This is a genomic window from Gordonia sp. i37 (genome assembly GCF_002043085.1).
GTDB classification, from domain to species: Bacteria; Actinomycetota; Actinomycetes; order Mycobacteriales; family Mycobacteriaceae; genus Gordonia; species Gordonia polyisoprenivorans.
Genome location: NZ_MVPX01000113.1, coordinates 26,059 through 42,987 on the forward strand (window position 1 = coordinate 26,059; position 16,929 = coordinate 42,987).

Genomic DNA, 16,929 nt, shown 5'->3' on the forward strand with positions numbered 1-16,929 from the left:
CGAAAGTGGGCTGGGAGTTCGGCTCGTCGCTCACGCCTGACGCGTGGCGGCCTCTTCTCCGGCGACGGCGGCACGCATGGTCTCCAGCCAGTAGCCGTGCTGGACGGGATAGAGCCCTTCGTCCTCGTTCTTCTTTCCCGCCGAGACGATCTCGGTCATGCCCAGGCTCTGCGCCACCGGGTCGGGGCCCGAGAGCCAGTGTTGCGCACCGCGGCTCATGTCGTTCCACGGGGCGGCAGTGGCGCGGAAGGTCAACTGGCAGGAGCGGAACTCCTCGAGATCGTCCGGGGTCGCCATGCCGGAGGCATTGAAGAAGTCCTCGTACTGACGGATGCGATGCGCGCGGGCGGCATCACTCTCGCCCTTGGGCGCGATGCAGTAGATCGTCACTTCGGTCTTGTCCGGCGCGATCGGCCGGAAGTGGCGGATCTGCGTCGAGAACTGGTCCATCAGATACACATTCGGGTACAGGCACAGATTGCGTGACCCCTTCACCATGAACTCGCCCTTGGCGTCGCCGAACTTCGCCTTGAGCTCATCCATCTTGTCCCACAGCGGACGGTCCTGCGGGTTGGCCGCCCACGTCCACAGGCACAGGTGTCCGTGCGGGAACGACCAGTACCCGCCACCGGACTTGCCCCAACCGCCGGCGTCGAGGGCCTTGGTGTCGTTCTTGGATTCGCCGGTGTTGCGCCGTGAGGTCGTCGCCGCGTAGTTCCAGTGGGTGGCCGTGACGTGGTAGCCGTCGGCGCCGTTCTCCGCCTGCACCTTCCAGTTGCCGTCGTAGGTGTAGGTCGACGAGCCGCGCAGCACCTCGAGGCCCTCGGGTGACTGATCGACGAGCATGTCGATGACGGTGCGGGTGTCGCCGAGATGCTCCTCGAGTGGCAGCACGTCGGGATTGAGGCTGCCGAACAGGAAACCGCGATAGTTGCCGAACTTCGCCACCTTGGTCAGATTGTGAGAACCGTTGACGTTGAACGTGTCCGGGTAGCCGGCGTCGTCGGGATCCTTCACCTTGAGCAGGGTGCCGTCGTTGCGGAAGGTCCACCCGTGGAACGGGCACGTCAGCGTCATCCGGTTGTCGGTCTTGCGGCGGCAGATCATCGCCCCGCGGTGTGCGCACGCGTTGATCAGGCAGTGCAGCTCGCCGTCCTTGCTGCGGGTGATCATCACCGGTTGGCGGCCGATGTAGGTGGTGAAGTAGTCGCCGGGGTTGGCGACCTGGCTCTCGTGGGCCAGATAGATCCAGTTCCCCTCGAAGATGTGGCGCATCTCGAGCTCGAAGATCTCCTCGTCGGTGAAGATGCGTCGGTTCGCCCGGTAGATGCCGGCGTCGCGATCGTCGATGACGGCCTCGGACAATACCGAGCGGACGTGCTCCGACGGTGCCGCGGGAACAACGGTCGAGAACGCCTCGGGAGTCGAGTGGTCGGGCCGATCGGTGACGGTCATGGCTACCTCCTGGATGTGGGCTGTGTTTCGACTCTCGCAGCACGTGTCACCCATCACACCGGCATTAACCCCAGTCCTGACCAGGCATCCGATTGATAAACAAGTCCGCTCAATCGAGGAAATACGTGTCCTTGTCTCGTATGGATCGCGGATCTACCGTGATTGATACGTGGTGTCGATCACATACGTCCGATTGATCAGGTTCGTTCACTCGAGATAGGGAAGGAGGACGACGTGGAGCTCCGTCACCTCAGGTATTTCGCCGCAGTCGCGGAGACCTGCCACTTCGGTCAGGCGGCCGCGATGCTGCACGTCGCCCAGCCGGCGCTGTCGTACGCGATCCGCCAGCTCGAATCCGAGCTCGATGTCACCCTCTTCGCCCGCACCACACGCCAGGTCGCGTTGACCCCGGCAGGGGAGTACCTGCAGAGCGAGGCCACGCGCATCCTCGACGATGTCGATGCGGCCATGGAAGGTGTACGGCGCATCGCGGCCGGACGCAGCGGTCTGGTGCGTCTGGGACTGACCGGCATCGCCGCGTTCTCACACCTGCCGCGTATCGCGCGCGCGGTCAAGCAGGCCCTGCCGGATGTGGAGCTGCAGATCTCCTCGGACATGCTCACCCCGATGCAGTGCGCGGCACTGCAGTCGGGCGAGATCGACCTCGGTGTGTTGCGCCCACCGGTGGTCGGTGACGGCATCGAACTGCGCACCATCGACGTCGAGTCGGTGGTCCTGGTGGTCTCCGCCGATCACCGCCTCGCCGTCGAACCCGTCATCGCCACCACTGATCTGCGTAACGAGCCGTTTGTCATGTACGACAGCCGTGACTCCGCGGTCAACGACGCGACGCTGCGCGCTTGCCGCCGAGCCGGTTTCGTGCCGCAACGTGCGCATGAGGCGTCGGGCACTCCGGTCCTGCTCGCGCTGGTCGCGGCGGGTCTCGGAGTCGCCGTGTTGCCGGCCTCGGTCCGCGCACTTCCCATGGAGGGCTTGGTGATCCGCGATCTCGCCGACGCCGGCAGCACCGAGGTCGCCCTGGCCTGGAACGCCGGTGAGATCAACCCCGTCGTCGAATCGGTGGCCCGGGTCATCAGCAACGCCTTCGACCTGTCCGCCGTGCTTCCCTCGTCCGCCCCGCTGGGAGAGAAACTGTGAAAATCATCGAGATCGAGGCGATTCCGTTCGCCATCCCCTACCGCAAACCCCTGCGGTTCGCCTCCGGCGAGGTGTCGGTCGCCGAGCACGTCCTGGTTCGCGTCCACACCGACGACGGGATCGTCGGCGTCGCCGAGGCACCCCCGCGTCCGTTCACCTACGGCGAGACCCAGCGCGGGATCGTCGCCGTCATCGAGACCGTCTTCGCCCCGCAACTGGCCGGGCTCACGTTGCTCGACCGCGAGATGATGGTCGCCCGCCTCAACCGGACCATCGGCAATCCCACCGCGAAAGCCGCTGTGGACATGGCGATCTGGGACGCATTGGGCAAGACCCTGCAGATGCCGGTGACCGACCTGCTCGGCCGCTACACCGATCGCCTGCGGGTCAGTCACATGCTCGGCTTCGATGAGCCGGCCACCATGGTCGCCGAGGCGGAGAAGATGCGCGAGAACTACGGGATCGCGACCTTCAAGGTCAAGGTCGGGCGCCGACCGATCGGCCTCGACACCGCAGTCGTCCGCGCACTGCGTGAGGGATTCGGCGACGAGATCGAACTCTACGTCGACGGCAACCGCGGCTGGTCGTCGTCGGAGTCGTTGCGCGCCATGAAAGACATGGCCGACCTCGATCTGCTCTTCGCCGAGGAACTGTGCCCCGCCGACGACGTCGTCGGCCGGCGTTGGCTCGTCGAGCACCTCGACGTCCCGGTCATCGCCGACGAGTCGGTGCCCACCGCCGCCGATGTCACCCGCGAGATCCTCGGCGGCTCGGCCACCGCGATCAGCATCAAGACCGCCCGCACCGGCTTCACGTGGTCCCGGCGGGTACATCACCTCGCCGAGGGACTCGGCATCGACGTGGTGATGGGCAATCAGATCGACGGTCAGGTCGGCACCGCCTGCACCTTGGCGTTCGGCGCAGCCCACGAACTGACCTCCCGCTACGCAGGCGAACTGTCGAACTTCCTCGACATGAGCGACGACCTGCTCGCCGAACCGCTACAGATCCGGGACGGCTACCTGCACACCAGCCCGAACGCCGGCATCGGCATCGAGATCGACCCCGACAAACTCGCCCGCTACCGAGTCGACCGATAGGAGACGCGCATGCTCTATCACGTCCGGATGGACGTCAACATCCCCCACGATCTCGACCCCGAGGTGCGGGCCGATACCGTGGCGCGTGAAAAGGCGTATTCACAAGAGCTGCAACGGTCGGGCAAGTGGCCGCACATCTGGCGGATCGTCGGCGAGTACTCCAACTACTCGATCTTCGACGTGGCCGACCACGACGAGTTGCACACGATCTTGTCCGGACTCCCGCTCTTCGCCTACATGGACATCTCGGTGACCCCGCTGGCCACCCACCCCTCTGACATCAACGCGGGTTGATCACGTAAACCCAACAATCCCAACACCATCCAGCCCTATCAGCCCAGCCCATCAACAAGGAGTACCCATCATGACCGACACCAGCTTCGACACCGAGGTCAACGCCAAGGCCGCCGAATCCGGCGCGAACGCGTCGGCGCGTTTCGCCGAGCGCATGGCCACCGCGGGCGGCCGCTCCGGCGTCATCGACACCGCACGCGTGAATTATCTTGCCAGCAAGGTGATCAAGGGAATCAACGACATCGTCCTCGAGGACAAGGTGTCCTACGAGGAGTACAACGCGCTCAAGGCGTGGCTGATCAAGGTCGGCGCCGACGGCGAGTGGCCGCTGTTCCTCGACGTGTGGATCGAGCACTCGGTGGAGGAGGTCGCCAACGAGCACCGCGAGGGCAGCAAGGGCACCATCGAGGGCCCCTACTACATCGAGGGATCACCCGAGTTGCCGTGGAACGGAACCATTCCCATGCGCGACGACGAGCCCGGCGATCCGCTGGTCTTCGCCGGGCAGGTGCGCGCCGTCGACGGCGCCCCGCTCGCCGGTGCCCGCCTGGAATTGTGGCACGCCGATGACCTCGGTTTCTACTCGCAGTTCGCCCCGGGCCTGCCCGAGTGGAACCTGCGCGGCACCTGGATCGCCAACGAGGACGGGCGTTTCGAGATCCACACGCTGCGTCCGGCGCCGTACATGATCCCCACCGACGGTGCATGCGGCCAGCTCATCGCCGCCGCCGGCTGGCACGCCTGGCGTCCGGCTCACCTGCACTTCAAGGTCAGCGCGCCCGGCCATCAGCTGATCACCTCGCAGCTGTACTTCCCCGGCGACCCGCACAACGGCGACGACATCGCCTCGGCGGTCAAGCCCGAACTGATGCTCGACGTCAAGGACAACCCGAACGGCGAGGGCTACGTCACCGAATACGATTTCGTCCTCGATCCCGAGGCCTGACCGCAGGCAATAGGACCGACCTCACCAGAAGCGAAGGAGTCCACCGTGCTCGTCGCACCCACCGCCGTCGTCGCGGCCACCTCGTCACCGGACCTCACAGCGGTACGCGCACAAGCGGGTTCGTGGCGGTCGGCCGAGATCGGGATCACCGACCGCGATCTCACCGACGCGGCGCTCGCCGATCTCGTCGACACCGCCGGTGGTGCGGGCGAGGACTCCTTCGCCAGGGCGGTCACCGCGATCATCTCGGCCCGCGCCGGTAGCTTCCCGCGCATCCCGCACATCGACGCGGCGACCGAGATCTTCCGAACCTTCCTGCGCCACGACCTCATCGACGGCTGGCTCTACGTCCGTGAATCCGACGGATATCTGCATCCGTACCTCGTCATGGACCTGACGCTCGAACATGCCGACCGCACCCACGGTCCGCGGATCAAGTTCACCATGGAGGCCGACAACGCCACGGTGAAGCGTCCGTCGCGTAAACCCAAGGTGCTCTACTTCGAGGAGACCGAGGTGGTCGGCAAGACCCCCGGTGACGTCCTGGCCGCCGGCGGTGCCTACAAGGAAACCCCGGAACTCAAGGCGGAGTATCAGACTCGCCGTGAGCAGTATCAGCGGATCATCGACGACGGGTTCGGTAAGCAGTACCGCTACACCGGCCGGGTGATCCGCACCGACGACTACCGGGCGCCCAACAAGCGGGAGAACCGCAAGGTGGTCCACGACGTCGCACCGAGCGAGATCGCGGCGCTGCGCATGGTGGCGCCGTCGATCCTGTTCGGTTCCGACGAGTACGGGCCGGTCCCGGTGATCACCGCGGTCCGCGTGTTCGATTTGGGCGCACAGGATTTCCTCGACGTCAACACCGGCGACCTCGTCGACTACGCCTACGATGCGCATCTGCAGGACAAGCTGGTGCTGCCCGACGATCAGCGAGAACTCCTCAACATCCTCACCACCGACATCTCGGTGTTCACCGGCGACATCATCGACGGGAAATCGGCGGGCAACGTGATCCTCGCCAAGGGGCGTCCCGGCGTCGGCAAGACACTGACCGCCGAGGTGTACGCCGAGGTCACCGCACGTCCGCTGTACTCGATCCACTCCGGATCACTGGGTGTGACACCGGAATTGGTGCGCAAGAATCTCGAGGTGATCTTCGACCGCGCCAAGCGGTGGGATGCGGTGTTGCTGCTCGACGAGGCCGACGTCTTCGTCATGGAACGCGGAATGGACCTGTCGCAGAACGCGATCGTCGCCGAGTTCCTACGCACCCTCGAGTACTTCGACGGATTGCTGTTCCTCACCACCAACCGGATCGACGGCGTCGACGAGGCGATCCTCGCCCGGTGTGCCGCGGTCATCGAATACCAGCCGCCCGGACCCAAGGACGCCCGCCAGGTGTGGCAGATCCTCGCCGCGGGCAACGACGTCATCCTCGGGGAGGATCTACTCGACGACCTCGTCGGCGGCTTCCCCGACATCACCCCGCGCGACATCAAGATGCTGTTGCGACTCGCGTTACGGATGGCCAGACATCGCGGGGTCGATCTCGATGCCTCGGTGTTCGCCGGCAGCGCGGTGTTCCGCGGGTTGCACTACATCTCGCCGGAGGATCGGCGGTAGCGCATATCTCGGTGCGCCTACGCTGGGTGGGGTGCGATACCACGTCGAGATCGAGTCGCTGGTCGTGTCACCCCGACACGCCTACTTCGGCCGGCCAAAGGACGGCCCCGCCGACGACGTGGCGACCCACTCCCCCGATCACGTCGATGTGGTCGCCGACAAAGGGATTCGCGGCGACCGATTCTTCGGCGTGCGCGCCCACACCGAGGCCGCGGTGACCTTCCTCGCGATCGAGGCGTGGCAGGCCGCGGCCGGCGACGCCGACCCGGTGCTGGCCCGGCGCAACATCGTCGTGCGCGGCCTCGAACTCGATCCGCTACGCGGCGTGGAATTCGAGGTCGACACCGGCGACGGCCCCATCCGGTTCCGCGGTGGCCGGCCGGCACATCCGTGTTCCTGGATGGACACCATGGCCGGCGACGGCGTGCGCAAGGCTCTCATCGGGCGCGGCGGACTGCGCGCCCAGCCGCTGACCTCGGGGGTCCTGCGGGTTGGACCGGCGGTGATCACCGCCGACGTCGACCTGGACGCGGCCCGCGCCGCCGATCAGGTCCGGCGCGCGCAGCCGCTCTGAGTCTTACTCCGCGAGCATTCGCCGGACGAGGTGCCAGTGGATGTCGGCGACCTCATCCGGGCTGAACGGGCCGGCGGTGTCGTACCAGATCGCGACGCGATCGCACATGGCGAGGATTGCCATCGTCACGATATCGACCTGCGGCGCAGGAAGTCTCGGTGCATATGCAGCCACTCGCCGGCTGAGCATCGCCAGATAGTCGCGTTGCTGGGACAGCAGTCGTTCGTAGTCCTCGTGTGAAACGAAGTCGCCGGCGGACGCGGTGTCGAGGAGCATGTCGGCGACGCGGGCGAGGTGGACGTTCTCGATCTGGTAGAGGACATGTCGGCGAACCGTGTCGCGCAGTTCGTCTTCCGGCGTTCCATCCGCGACCGCGCCGGCGTTCTCGGTGAAATCGGCCAGCACGCGGGAGACGGCTTCGGTGAGAATCTCCTCCTTCGAGCGGAAGTGGCTGTAGAGACCGGGCGCCTTGATCCCCGCTGCCTCGGCGACCTCCCGCACGGTGCACGCACCGAATCCACTTGTCGCGACGATCGTGACCGCCGCCGCCAGAATCCGCTCCCGTCCGACGCTGTGATCGAAGACCCGACCGAGGCTGGCGATCTCGTCGGCGCGGCGCTCGGCGGTGGATGCGATGTCTTTTTCTCTGGCGGATCGCATGGCCGCAACAGTACCGCGACCGTTGCCGCGGCCCGATGGGCCGGCGAACCGGAGAGCGCCGGTCTTGACGGCGAGGGTATACCCAGCTAGGTTAACGAATATTCGTTCGCCAGAAGCAGGGAGCCATGAGATGGTGACAGTGGGAATCGTCGGCGTCGGCCAAATGGGCAGTGCCGCCCTGCGAATACTGTTGGAGCAGTTGCCGGATGCACGATTCGAGGCGATGGACAGGTCGCCCGAGGCGATCGCCGGGGCCGAGGCTCTCGATCAGCAACGTGTGAGCGGTCGGCTCGTCGACGTCTCGTCGGAGTCCGTCGATCTCTCGGGGCTCGACCTGGTGCTCAACATGTCCGGTCCGTTCTTCGCCGGTTCGGGAAGCCTCGCCCAGGACGCGCTGCGTTCGGGCACCACCTACATCGACATCGGCGACGACCTCGAGGCGACCGACAGCATCCTGGCACTCAACGCACAAGCGGAAACTGCGGGCGTCGCACTCATCACGGGTGCGGGCTGGTCGCCGGGTGTGACGAACTGGTGCGCAGCCCGACTCCTCGACGAGCATCCCGACGCCGACGGCGTCAACGTCGTGTGGGCGACGCACGAACGCAACCCTGGCGGACTCGCGCCTCTCCGGCACATGCTGCACATGGCGGTCAGCCCCTGTCCGGTGTGGTCCGACGGTCGGTGGACCGACTCCCCGGGTTTCGTTCCGGCGACCGCGGCTGAATTCGACTTCCCCGAACCGCTCGGTCGTATCGAGGCCTATGACACCGCTCATCCGGAGCCGCGCACGCTGGCCCGGTCCTACCCACGCCTGAGGAACGCGAGGTGCAAGGGGTCCTTGCGGCCGGCATGGGCCAACGCGGCCTTCTCCACGCTGGGCCGCATCGGGTTCGGCTACCACGACCTCGCGGTCGACGTCGCCGGACACGACGTCGAACCGGCGGAGTTCCTGTGGAAGATGATGTGGGCCCGCCATCATGCCGCAGCCAGGGGTGACGAGGGCCGGGCGCTGACGGCGTTGATGGTTCAGGTGTTTCGCGGCGCCGACACCGATGTCCTCGGTTCGCTGGCCGTACTCGATGATGCGCCGATGTCGCGCGGCACCGGTCTGGGCGCCGCGGTCGCCGCCCTCGCCGCGTTACGCGAGCCGCCGGCAGCCGGTGCCTGGGGCCCGGAGATACTGCCGTGGCAGTTCACGCTGAGCGAGTACGAGCGGATCGGCTTGGCGCTGGGCGGTTTCGGCCCCGGCATCCAGACTCCTGCCGCCTCGGTGTCGTGATGAGCTCCCCGCTGTCGAATGGGCCCAGCCTGTCGGAACGCAACCTGTCGGAACACAGTCTGTCGGGTGCCGTTGCCACCTGGGCCTGCGTACGCCCCGACGCCATTGCGGTGCAGTGCGCCGACGACGCGGTCACGTGGTCCGAACTCGACGACACGATGAACCGGTTCGCGGCGCAACTGCGCACGCGCGGAGTGGGTGTCGGCGACCGCGTCGTGCTTATCGGCGAGAACAGCCTGGAATGGGTCGTTGCGTTCCTCGCCTGCCAGCGGGCACGGGCCGTCGTCGTCCCGATGAACACCAGGCTCGGGGTCAGCCAAATAGAGCAGCAGATCCGTGCGGTGGAAGCGAAACTCGTTGTGTGCGAGTCCCGTGCATCGGTCCCGCACGCCGAGGGGGTGGAGTGTGTCGAGTTGCGCGCGATGGTCACCTCGGCCCGCCACGGAAGTCGGCCGGAGGAGGACATCGGCGAGAGCGAGGTCGCCGACGACGCGCCCGCGCTGATCAGTTTCACCTCGGGGACCACGGGCACGCCCAAGGGTGCGGTGGTGTCGGGATCTGCCCTTGCCGCCTACGCCCGCGAATTCGCGAGCTTCTTCGGCACCGGGCCCGACGACAGCACCCTGGTGATCGTTCCGATCTTCCACAACACCGGATTCGCCGATCAGCTCGCGCACATGATCGCCGCGGGCGCCACCACGCGGCTCCTGCGACGCTACCGCACCGACGACGCGGCACACGAGCTCATCGCTCGTCCGGTCACCTTCCTTGCCGCGGTGCCGAGCATGCTCCGGATGCTGATGCTGCACAACGACGCCGACGCGATCTTCGCGGGAATCCGCACCGTCATGTACGGCGGCAGCGCGATCCCCGAAGCATGGGTGCACGAACTCCGGCGGCGATGGCCGGACCTGGCGCTCGTGCACGCCTACGGCCTGAGTGAATTCACCTCTGTGTGCACCGTGTTGCCGAGCGAACTCGTCTCCACCGCAGCCGAATCCGCAGGCAGGCCACTGCCCGGCGTTGCGCTGCGTGTCGTCCGCGAGGGACGCGACGTCGAGCCGGGGGAATCCGGAGAGGTGTGGGTGTGCGGGCCGACCCGCATGCTCGGCTACTGGAACCAACCCGAGCTGACCGCGGCGAAGTTCGATGGCTCGTGGCTGCGGACCGGGGATGTGGGGCATGTCGATGCCGATGGCCTGCTCTGGCTCCACGGCCGGGTGGACGACGTGATCAACCGCGGCGGCGAGAAGATCATGCCGGCCTTCGTCGAGTCGCACATCGCTCGGCATCCCGCGGTGGCCGCCGTGTGCGTCTTCGGCTACCCGGACGAAATCCTGCGCGAGCGAGTCGCTGCCGCGATCGAACCGCGCGACGGCGCGGTCGTCGACACCGACGAGATCCGGGAGTCGATGCGAGACGTGGTGCCCGACTATGCGATCCCGGATCGATGGATCATCCATGACAGTCTGCCGCTCACCGCATCCGGCAAGGTCGATCGTCGGGCTCTGCGCGCAGATTACCTTCGTCGATCCCAATAGTGAACCATGACAGAGAGAAACGCCATGACCATAGAATTCGAGGCAGCCGTCTTCAGGGCTCCGAACGCGCCACTCGCCATTGAGTCGGTGTCGATACCGTCCACCCCGCCGCCGGGCGAGGTGCTGGTGCGTATGAAGGCGAGTGGACTGTGCCACAGTGACCTTCACGTGATCGTAGGAGAGTGGGACGGCGTTCCGACGCCGATGATCCTCGGCCACGAAGGAGCGGGCGTCGTCGATGCCATCGGTGACGGCGTCACCGCGCTGGGGGTCGGTGACCACGTTGTACTGTCCTGGACGCCCTCGTGCGGACGATGCCGCTACTGCATCAGTGGACGGCCGGTGCTGTGTGACGTGGCCGCCGAGCACTCGGCGAACCACGTCTCCTTCGACGGCGGCACGCGCATCACATCGTCGAAAGGGGAGCCGGTGTACAGCTTCGCCGGCCTCGGGACGTTCGGTGAGTACGCGATGTTGCCCCAGTCGGCCGCCATCGCCGTCGACCCGGCCGCCCCGTTCGAGCAGTCGGCGCTCGTCGGCTGCGCCGTCACCACCGGAATCGGCGCCGCGGTCAACACCGCCGAGGTCCGTCCGACCGACACGGTGCTCGTCATCGGATGCGGCGGAGTGGGTCTCAACGCCGTTCAGGGTGCTCGGCTCGTCGGCGCCCGCCGCATCATCGCCGCAGACATATCCGACCGAAAGCTGGATCAGGCCAAGGCCTTCGGTGCCCACGACGTGATCAACACAGCGACGGAGGATCTCGCCGAGCAGATCACGCGGATCACCGGCGGGCGTGGCGTCGAGGTGGCGGTCGAGGCGATCGGCCTACCGCAGACCATCGAGGCGGCCTACGGTGTGCTCGCCCGTGGCGGACGAGCCGTCGTCGCCGGCCAGGTCGCCGATGGCGTGACGGTGTCCATCGACCCGTTCGTGATGTCCGATCAGGAACTGTCACTCGTTGGATCCAACTACGGGTCCAGCCGGCCCGACATCGACTTCCCCAACCTCGTCGACCACTATCTTCACCGACGAATCGACCTCGATTCACTGGTGACCCGCGTGATCGGGTTGGACGAGATCAACGACGGCTTCGAAGAGATGAAGCGCGGCAACGGTATTCGCACGGTGATCAAGTACTGATCGTTGTAGTACTGATCGTTGTAGGCTTGCGTCATGGCGGCAGGGGCGGGTCCACGACCACACAATCGTGTGATCGATCATTGCGCAAGCGTCACCGACCTCGTGCTCATCATTGGATCGCTCGTCGGCGTCGTGCTGGGTACCACAACGGCTCTCGCTGCCTGGGTGACGATCGCCGCCGCCTACCTGGTGGTGAATGCTGCCATCATGCGGTACCGGCTGGCCCACCACCTCATCGATGGCCGCGCCGGTGTCCTCGACACCCTGTCGTGGGTGTTCCCCTCGGTGGCCGGGTTGGCCGGTGCCAATGTGGCGTTTCTCGCGCTCGTCGGTCACGCCGACGACGGAGTGGACGGATTCTCGAGCCTGGCCGTTCTCGGCGTCGTCGGCATCCCACTTTCCTGGCTGCTCCTTCATGTCGGTTTTGCCGGCATCTACGAATCAGTCGTACAGCGTGCGCACGGGAGTACTTTGCCGCTCGGATTTCCCGACGAATCCGATCCGGGCCCTGTCGAGTTCCTGTATTTCGCACTCACCATCGGGGCGACATTCGCGACCTCCGACGTCGAGGTGCGGACGCGGTCCATGCGGCTTCTCGTCGCCACGCACAGCGTTATCGGCTTCTTCTACAACGCTTTCGTCGTCGCCGCGGCGTTCCAGGTACTCCAGCGGCTCGCAGAGGGGTAAGCACAGAATCACGACAGCTCGCACCACGTGTGCGCTGAAATAGGTGCGAACTGTCGTGGTGACCGGAGTCACCAATTGGCGAGAGTGGATTCACCACAATCACCGCTCACCTCATGAGAGATCAGTGAAATGAAAGATGCACTCTTCCTGCTGTCCGATGTCTGGCTCATCGTCGTCGGCTTCGTGTTCGGATGGAAATTCATCCGCAACTACGGCAACCATCTGCTGGGTATCGAATGGCTGGTTGTCGGGGTGTCGGCCACGAACTTCTTCATCGGGTCCCTGCTGGGCTCGACAGGTGGCCTCCCACTGCAGATCTCGTTCTTCCTCGACGCGTTCTCCCGATCGTTCGGCTTCACACTGATCCTCATCCTGGGCCTCATGGCCGTCACCCATCGGTACCGGCCGCCACTTGTCGTCGAGGTCGGTGCATTCGGGCTCACCATCGTGGCCGCGCTTTTTCTCCGGCACTTCCACGACGACATGCTCCACGTCGGCCCCGCAACGTTCTATCTCGTGATGAATCTGCTCACCACTTTGTTCTTGGCGTACTTCGTTCTGCGCCTGTGGAATATCGGATGCCGACGTCTGGCCGCGCTGGCCGGCGTGGTCACGATTGCGGCGACGGCGATTGCCGTCACCTACGACTTTTTCCCCTTTCCCTTCGACGACGCCAATCGGACGTTCTTCTACACCGCAGCCTTGACCACCTGGGGAGTGCAGGGCATCACCTACTACTTCGCCTACCGCGCGCTGGACACCCACAATCATGCGGTCGACGCGTCACACGCCGGGATGAACCGGGTGACCGCGTGAGCTGATCGACCTCGGCACAGCGCTGAGGACACCGCGGCCCGATACTCGTCCGCGGTGTCGATCACTGTGCGCGTCAAGCATTTCGGGCCTATTCCCCCAGACGGCCCGGCACTCCTCTCCGAACAGAAAGCGCCACCAATGACCATCGAGTCCTCCTGTCATACTTCCTCCACCGTTGCTGTCCTCGGAACGGGGAACATGGGTTCCGCCATCGCCCGCGCACTCCGGGCCGCCGGCCGGACGGTGGTGGTGTGGAACCGCACGCCCGAACGCGCTCACGCCCTGGCCGCCGACGGTGCGAGGGTGGCTGCGGCCGTCGATGACGCGGTGCAGGCCGCATCGGTCACGATCACCTGCCTGAGTTCCTCCGACAACGTGCGGACGGTGTTGGCCGACGTCGCTCCCGACATCCTTGCCGGTCACACGGTCATCAACGTCACCAGCGGCACACCCGACGACGCGCAGCAGCTGAGCGACCTGGCGTGCAGCGCAGGCATCGGCTATCTCGACGGCGTCATCGCTGCCTACCCGCATCAGATCGGCACCGCCGACGCGCGGATCATGATCTCCGGCGACTCCGCACTGTGGGAAACCCACCGCGACACCATCATCGCGGTCGCCGGCAGCTCCACCCATGTGGGCGACGACGTCACCGCCGCCAATGTGATCGATGCGGGCCTCACCGGGGCGTTCTACATGTCCGCTCTCGTCTCGTTCGTCGAAGCAGTCCGCTACATGAACGCCGCCGGCGTCTCGAGCGACGCGGTGGCCGAGCTCGTCGGCTACGCCACCGGCGTGCTGGAGCAGCAGATGTTGGCCGCGCTGAGACACATCGACGACCGCGACTTCGAGACCGATCAGGCGACGATCAGCGTTTTCGCGAACGCGGCGGCGGCGTTTGCCGGCGCGATGAGCCACGACGGCGAGGCGCCCATGATCCAGGCGACGGCCGGTGTGTTCCGTCGCGGGGTCGAGGCCGGCATGGGTGGCAACGACATGTCCGCCCTCTACCTGCTTGAGTGAGCCTGGATCGCGAAACATGGCGGCTGCCGACATTTTTCGGCACAGTCACGCGCTGGACAGAGTACATCGCCCGCGGCGTATCGGTCGATACGCCGCGGGCGATGGCCGTGTTCACCAAAGCCGTGAAAGGCTCAGGAGATCGCAGAATTCGCTACCGAGCCGGTCATGGCGCCGTGTCGGCGCATCGTCGAGATCCCGACTGCGAGGACGATGAGCACTGCCAGACCGATGGCGATCACATAGCTCACGCCGAACAGACCCTCGGTCGCCACCTCGACGTCGGTACCCGGGATGGCGATGGTGGACGAACCCAGCACACACGTGATGAGCGCCGATCCGAAGGCGAACCCGATCGCCATTGCCGTGCCGACCATCGAACCCGCCATTCCGGCCTCTCGCTCGTCGACGGCGTTCTGGACCAGCGCAAAACATGCGGAATATACTATGGCGCAGCCGAACCCGATGATGGCGGCGGCAACGAGGTAACTCCACTCACGATCATGGGTGACCACCAGCAGAGCCAGACCGACGGCGCTGAGAACCGCTCCCGAGACCAACACCGACGGTCCTCGTCCGGCGGCAAGCGGACGCTCGGCCACCACGCCGCCAATCAGGAAGGTGATTGCGAACGGCACCATCAGTTCACCGGTCTGCAGTGCGTTCAAGCCCAGGCCGTATGCGTCTGCGGCCGGCAGGTTGGCCGGGTCGGTTTGCGCGAACGTGCTCACCAGCACGAGAAAGGCCGCATTGATGGCTGCGATCAGTGCGATGACGACGGACGAGACGACAGCGTACGGCGCGGTGAAGAGCACCGGATCGAACACCGGATTCGACGATCGTCGCTGCGATCGCACCCACCCCGCTGCCGCGATGAGAGCCACCGCCAGCGTCGCGAGCGCGCCCCACCCCCAGACCAGGCCCTGTGTCATCGCCAGCAGCGCCAGTCCGACCCACACGATCAACCACACCGTGCCGACGATCGCCACACCGCCCCCGGCCTTGTCTGCGGGTGCCGATCGCGGAATCACCACGAATGAGGCGAGTGTCGTCAGGGCGAAGCACGCGGCGAGGATGGCGAAGAAGTCGCGCAACGACAAATGCTCGACGATGAAACCGCCGCCGATCATGCCGACGACGATGCCGACACCCGTCGCGATGACCAGCACGGCAACCGAGATGGCCAGGCCGGCCTCACCCAACGCACGGCGGAGAAATCCGAGCGGGAGCAACTGCGCGGCCCCGCCGAATCCCATGACCGCGGCGCCGATGAGGATCGCGGGGTAGGAGTCGCCCACGGCCGCGGCCACCGCGCCGACGGTGAGCGCGAGGCACGCGATGACCGCGGTGCTGCGGTCCCCGATGACATCCGACAGCTTGGGCAGGACCACGAAACCCGCTCCGCCGCCGAGGGTGAGCAAGGTGAAGATCCACGTGACCGCCGACACCGAGGTGACCTGATAGTGCGCCTGGAGGACGGGCAGCAGCGGCGGCAGGAGGAAGGTCACCGCGTTGGTCAAGACCACGATGAGCGCCGCGACACCTATGAGCAGTAGTCGGCGCGATTGGTGGGCGATGTGTGCGTCGGCGAGTTCGCCGGGCACGACGAGGTGCTCAGACATGACATTTCCTTGAGGAGAGATGAGCTTGAGAAGAGAAGAGATGGTGAAGCCAACGACGGGGTCACCGTCATGGTGAGCTCAGGCGGTACCGCGTCGTACACGCAAGAGGGTGAGGGCTGCCGTCACCTCGGTGGGGTTCTGCGCGAAGGGCTTCGGGAGTAGCTCGTCGACGCGGGCCAGGCGACGGTCGATGGTGTTGCGATGGGTGTACAGCCTCTCGGCGGAACTCGTGCGGTTCAGACCTTCAGCGACGTAGGTGAGCAGTGTCTGGTGAAGGACCGGACTCGCGTCGAGGAGATCGCCGAGCACATCGGCGACGAACCGGTCGGCGGCGGCGACGTCGATGGACAGGAGGTCGACGAGGTGCACATCCTCGTAGCGGACGATGGGGAGCCGAGAATCCAGGCGGATCAGGAGCCGTTGTGCCGCAGCCGCATCCATGTGTGTGCGTCGGAATCCGGCGACGCCTTTCGACGGCCTGCCGAGTGCCACGCGCACGCGGCGCCGACCCCGGAGACGGTCCGCGAGCGCTGTGAGCGATGGCGTTGCAGCCGCCGGAATCCACAGCCACATTGCCGTTGTACCCGCCACCACGGTGAGACGCCGAGTGGAGTCGCACGCGCGCATCACTTGTTCTGCGGCACGTTCGAGAGACCCGATGTCGTCCTCGGAGTCGACCCAGATGACCACTCCGATGTGGGATCCGGTGAGGGCGTACCCCAACTGTTCCTCGGCGCGGGCCGAGGCGATGTCAGCGCCCTGGAGCAGCAGCTCGACCGTGGCGTACCGCTGCAACTGGGAGCCGCCGGCGAGTTCCTCTCGGGTCTGCCGGACGTATTCGGCCAGTTCCGCGATCGCGTCGTCGGTGTGCGTGGTGAGAATGTTCCCGGAGATCTCGCACAGTTCGTGAAGCTTCTCGAGATCGTCGGTGACCTCGAAACACGCACTCAGCCACCATTTCCAGCAGATTCGTTCGACCGACCGCCAGGCCGCGACGTCATC

At 65.9% G+C, this 16,929-nt stretch carries 16 protein-coding genes; 12 read left to right on the plus strand and 4 right to left on the minus strand.

Going from position 1 to position 16,929, the window contains the following annotated elements:
• Positions 1 to 30 precede the first annotated feature (30 nt).
• On the minus strand, positions 31 to 1,455 hold the full coding sequence (benA, locus tag B1964_RS05300; protein ID WP_079929114.1) for a benzoate 1,2-dioxygenase large subunit: 1,425 nt from the start codon (positions 1,453 to 1,455) through the stop codon (positions 31 to 33).
• Positions 1,456 to 1,689: 234 nt separating this feature from the next.
• Here benA and B1964_RS05305 point away from each other — a divergent pair, with 234 nt between their 5' ends.
• From B1964_RS05305 to B1964_RS05330, 6 genes are all read left to right on the plus strand, one after another.
• Entirely contained in the window at positions 1,690 to 2,613 is a 924-nt protein-coding gene (locus B1964_RS05305; RefSeq protein WP_079929115.1) for a LysR substrate-binding domain-containing protein, read from the plus strand.
• The gene (locus B1964_RS05310; RefSeq protein ID WP_079929116.1) at positions 2,610 to 3,713 is read left to right on the plus strand and encodes an enolase C-terminal domain-like protein; all 1,104 of its coding nucleotides are present in this window, start codon (positions 2,610 to 2,612) and stop codon (positions 3,711 to 3,713) included. The genes B1964_RS05305 and B1964_RS05310 overlap by 4 nt, the downstream gene beginning before the upstream one ends.
• Positions 3,714 to 3,722: 9 nt before the next feature.
• Positions 3,723 to 4,007, plus strand: a complete 285-nt coding sequence (catC, locus tag B1964_RS05315; protein WP_006368274.1) for a muconolactone Delta-isomerase — start codon at positions 3,723 to 3,725, stop codon at positions 4,005 to 4,007.
• Between the two features lie 70 nt (positions 4,008 to 4,077).
• Positions 4,078 to 4,953, plus strand: coding sequence for a catechol 1,2-dioxygenase (catA, locus tag B1964_RS05320; protein WP_079929117.1), 876 nt, complete (start codon positions 4,078 to 4,080; stop codon positions 4,951 to 4,953).
• 45 nt (positions 4,954 to 4,998) lie between these two features.
• On the plus strand, positions 4,999 to 6,582 hold the full coding sequence (locus B1964_RS05325; RefSeq protein ID WP_079929118.1) for an ATP-binding protein: 1,584 nt from the start codon (positions 4,999 to 5,001) through the stop codon (positions 6,580 to 6,582).
• Between the two features lie 31 nt (positions 6,583 to 6,613).
• The gene (locus tag B1964_RS05330) at positions 6,614 to 7,156 is read left to right on the plus strand and encodes a molybdenum cofactor biosysynthesis protein (RefSeq protein ID WP_079929119.1); all 543 of its coding nucleotides are present in this window, start codon (positions 6,614 to 6,616) and stop codon (positions 7,154 to 7,156) included.
• 3 nt (positions 7,157 to 7,159) lie between these two features.
• On the opposite strand, the gene B1964_RS05335 is transcribed toward B1964_RS05330, so the two are convergent.
• Positions 7,160 to 7,816 carry a TetR/AcrR family transcriptional regulator gene (locus B1964_RS05335; protein WP_079929120.1) on the minus strand — a complete coding sequence of 219 codons (657 nt, stop codon included), beginning with the start codon at positions 7,814 to 7,816 and terminating at the stop codon, positions 7,160 to 7,162.
• A gap of 130 nt (positions 7,817 to 7,946) precedes the next feature.
• Between B1964_RS05335 and B1964_RS05340 the strand changes: the two genes are divergently transcribed.
• The 6 genes from B1964_RS05340 to B1964_RS05365 all read left to right on the plus strand — a co-directional run bounded on the left by B1964_RS05340 (position 7,947) and on the right by B1964_RS05365 (position 14,308).
• Entirely contained in the window at positions 7,947 to 9,098 is a 1,152-nt protein-coding gene (locus B1964_RS05340) for a saccharopine dehydrogenase NADP-binding domain-containing protein (RefSeq protein WP_079929121.1), read from the plus strand.
• The gene (locus B1964_RS05345) at positions 9,098 to 10,639 is read left to right on the plus strand and encodes a class I adenylate-forming enzyme family protein (RefSeq protein ID WP_079929122.1); all 1,542 of its coding nucleotides are present in this window, start codon (positions 9,098 to 9,100) and stop codon (positions 10,637 to 10,639) included. The genes B1964_RS05340 and B1964_RS05345 overlap by 1 nt, the downstream gene beginning before the upstream one ends.
• A 24-nt stretch (positions 10,640 to 10,663) precedes the next feature.
• A complete protein-coding gene (locus tag B1964_RS05350) occupies positions 10,664 to 11,782 on the plus strand; it encodes a Zn-dependent alcohol dehydrogenase (RefSeq protein ID WP_079929123.1) in 1,119 nt (372 codons plus the stop codon).
• Positions 11,783 to 11,815: 33 nt separating this feature from the next.
• Positions 11,816 to 12,469, plus strand: a complete 654-nt coding sequence (locus B1964_RS05355) for a DUF1345 domain-containing protein (RefSeq protein WP_079929124.1) — start codon at positions 11,816 to 11,818, stop codon at positions 12,467 to 12,469.
• 129 nt (positions 12,470 to 12,598) lie between these two features.
• Positions 12,599 to 13,285 (plus strand): transporter, encoded by a 687-nt coding sequence (locus B1964_RS05360; protein ID WP_079929125.1) that lies wholly within the window; start codon positions 12,599 to 12,601, stop codon positions 13,283 to 13,285.
• Positions 13,286 to 13,423: 138 nt separating this feature from the next.
• Positions 13,424 to 14,308 carry an NAD(P)-binding domain-containing protein gene (locus B1964_RS05365; protein WP_079929126.1) on the plus strand — a complete coding sequence of 295 codons (885 nt, stop codon included), beginning with the start codon at positions 13,424 to 13,426 and terminating at the stop codon, positions 14,306 to 14,308.
• A 131-nt stretch (positions 14,309 to 14,439) separates the two neighbouring features.
• On the opposite strand, the gene B1964_RS05370 is transcribed toward B1964_RS05365, so the two are convergent.
• Complete coding sequence (locus B1964_RS05370; protein ID WP_079929127.1) at positions 14,440 to 15,927, minus strand: MFS transporter; 1,488 nt, start codon at positions 15,925 to 15,927, stop codon at positions 14,440 to 14,442.
• Between the two features lie 78 nt (positions 15,928 to 16,005).
• Positions 16,006 to 16,929: helix-turn-helix domain-containing protein (locus B1964_RS05375; RefSeq protein WP_079929128.1), on the minus strand; the 924-nt coding region annotated here is incomplete at its 5' end.

Coding starts and splice junctions, on each gene's coding strand:
- benA (WP_079929114.1), bottom strand. CDS start 1,455: ATGACCGTCACCGATCGGCCCGACCACTCGACTCCCGAGGCGTTCTCG.
- catC (WP_006368274.1), top strand. CDS start 3,723: ATGCTCTATCACGTCCGGATGGACGTCAACATCCCCCACGATCTCGAC.
- catA (WP_079929117.1), top strand. CDS start 4,078: ATGACCGACACCAGCTTCGACACCGAGGTCAACGCCAAGGCCGCCGAA.
- B1964_RS05335 (WP_079929120.1), bottom strand. CDS start 7,816: ATGCGATCCGCCAGAGAAAAAGACATCGCATCCACCGCCGAGCGCCGC.
- B1964_RS05340 (WP_079929121.1), top strand. CDS start 7,947: ATGGTGACAGTGGGAATCGTCGGCGTCGGCCAAATGGGCAGTGCCGCC.
- B1964_RS05345 (WP_079929122.1), top strand. CDS start 9,098: ATGAGCTCCCCGCTGTCGAATGGGCCCAGCCTGTCGGAACGCAACCTG.
- B1964_RS05350 (WP_079929123.1), top strand. CDS start 10,664: ATGACCATAGAATTCGAGGCAGCCGTCTTCAGGGCTCCGAACGCGCCA.
- B1964_RS05355 (WP_079929124.1), top strand. CDS start 11,816: ATGGCGGCAGGGGCGGGTCCACGACCACACAATCGTGTGATCGATCAT.
- B1964_RS05360 (WP_079929125.1), top strand. CDS start 12,599: ATGAAAGATGCACTCTTCCTGCTGTCCGATGTCTGGCTCATCGTCGTC.
- B1964_RS05365 (WP_079929126.1), top strand. CDS start 13,424: ATGACCATCGAGTCCTCCTGTCATACTTCCTCCACCGTTGCTGTCCTC.
- B1964_RS05370 (WP_079929127.1), bottom strand. CDS start 15,927: ATGTCTGAGCACCTCGTCGTGCCCGGCGAACTCGCCGACGCACACATC.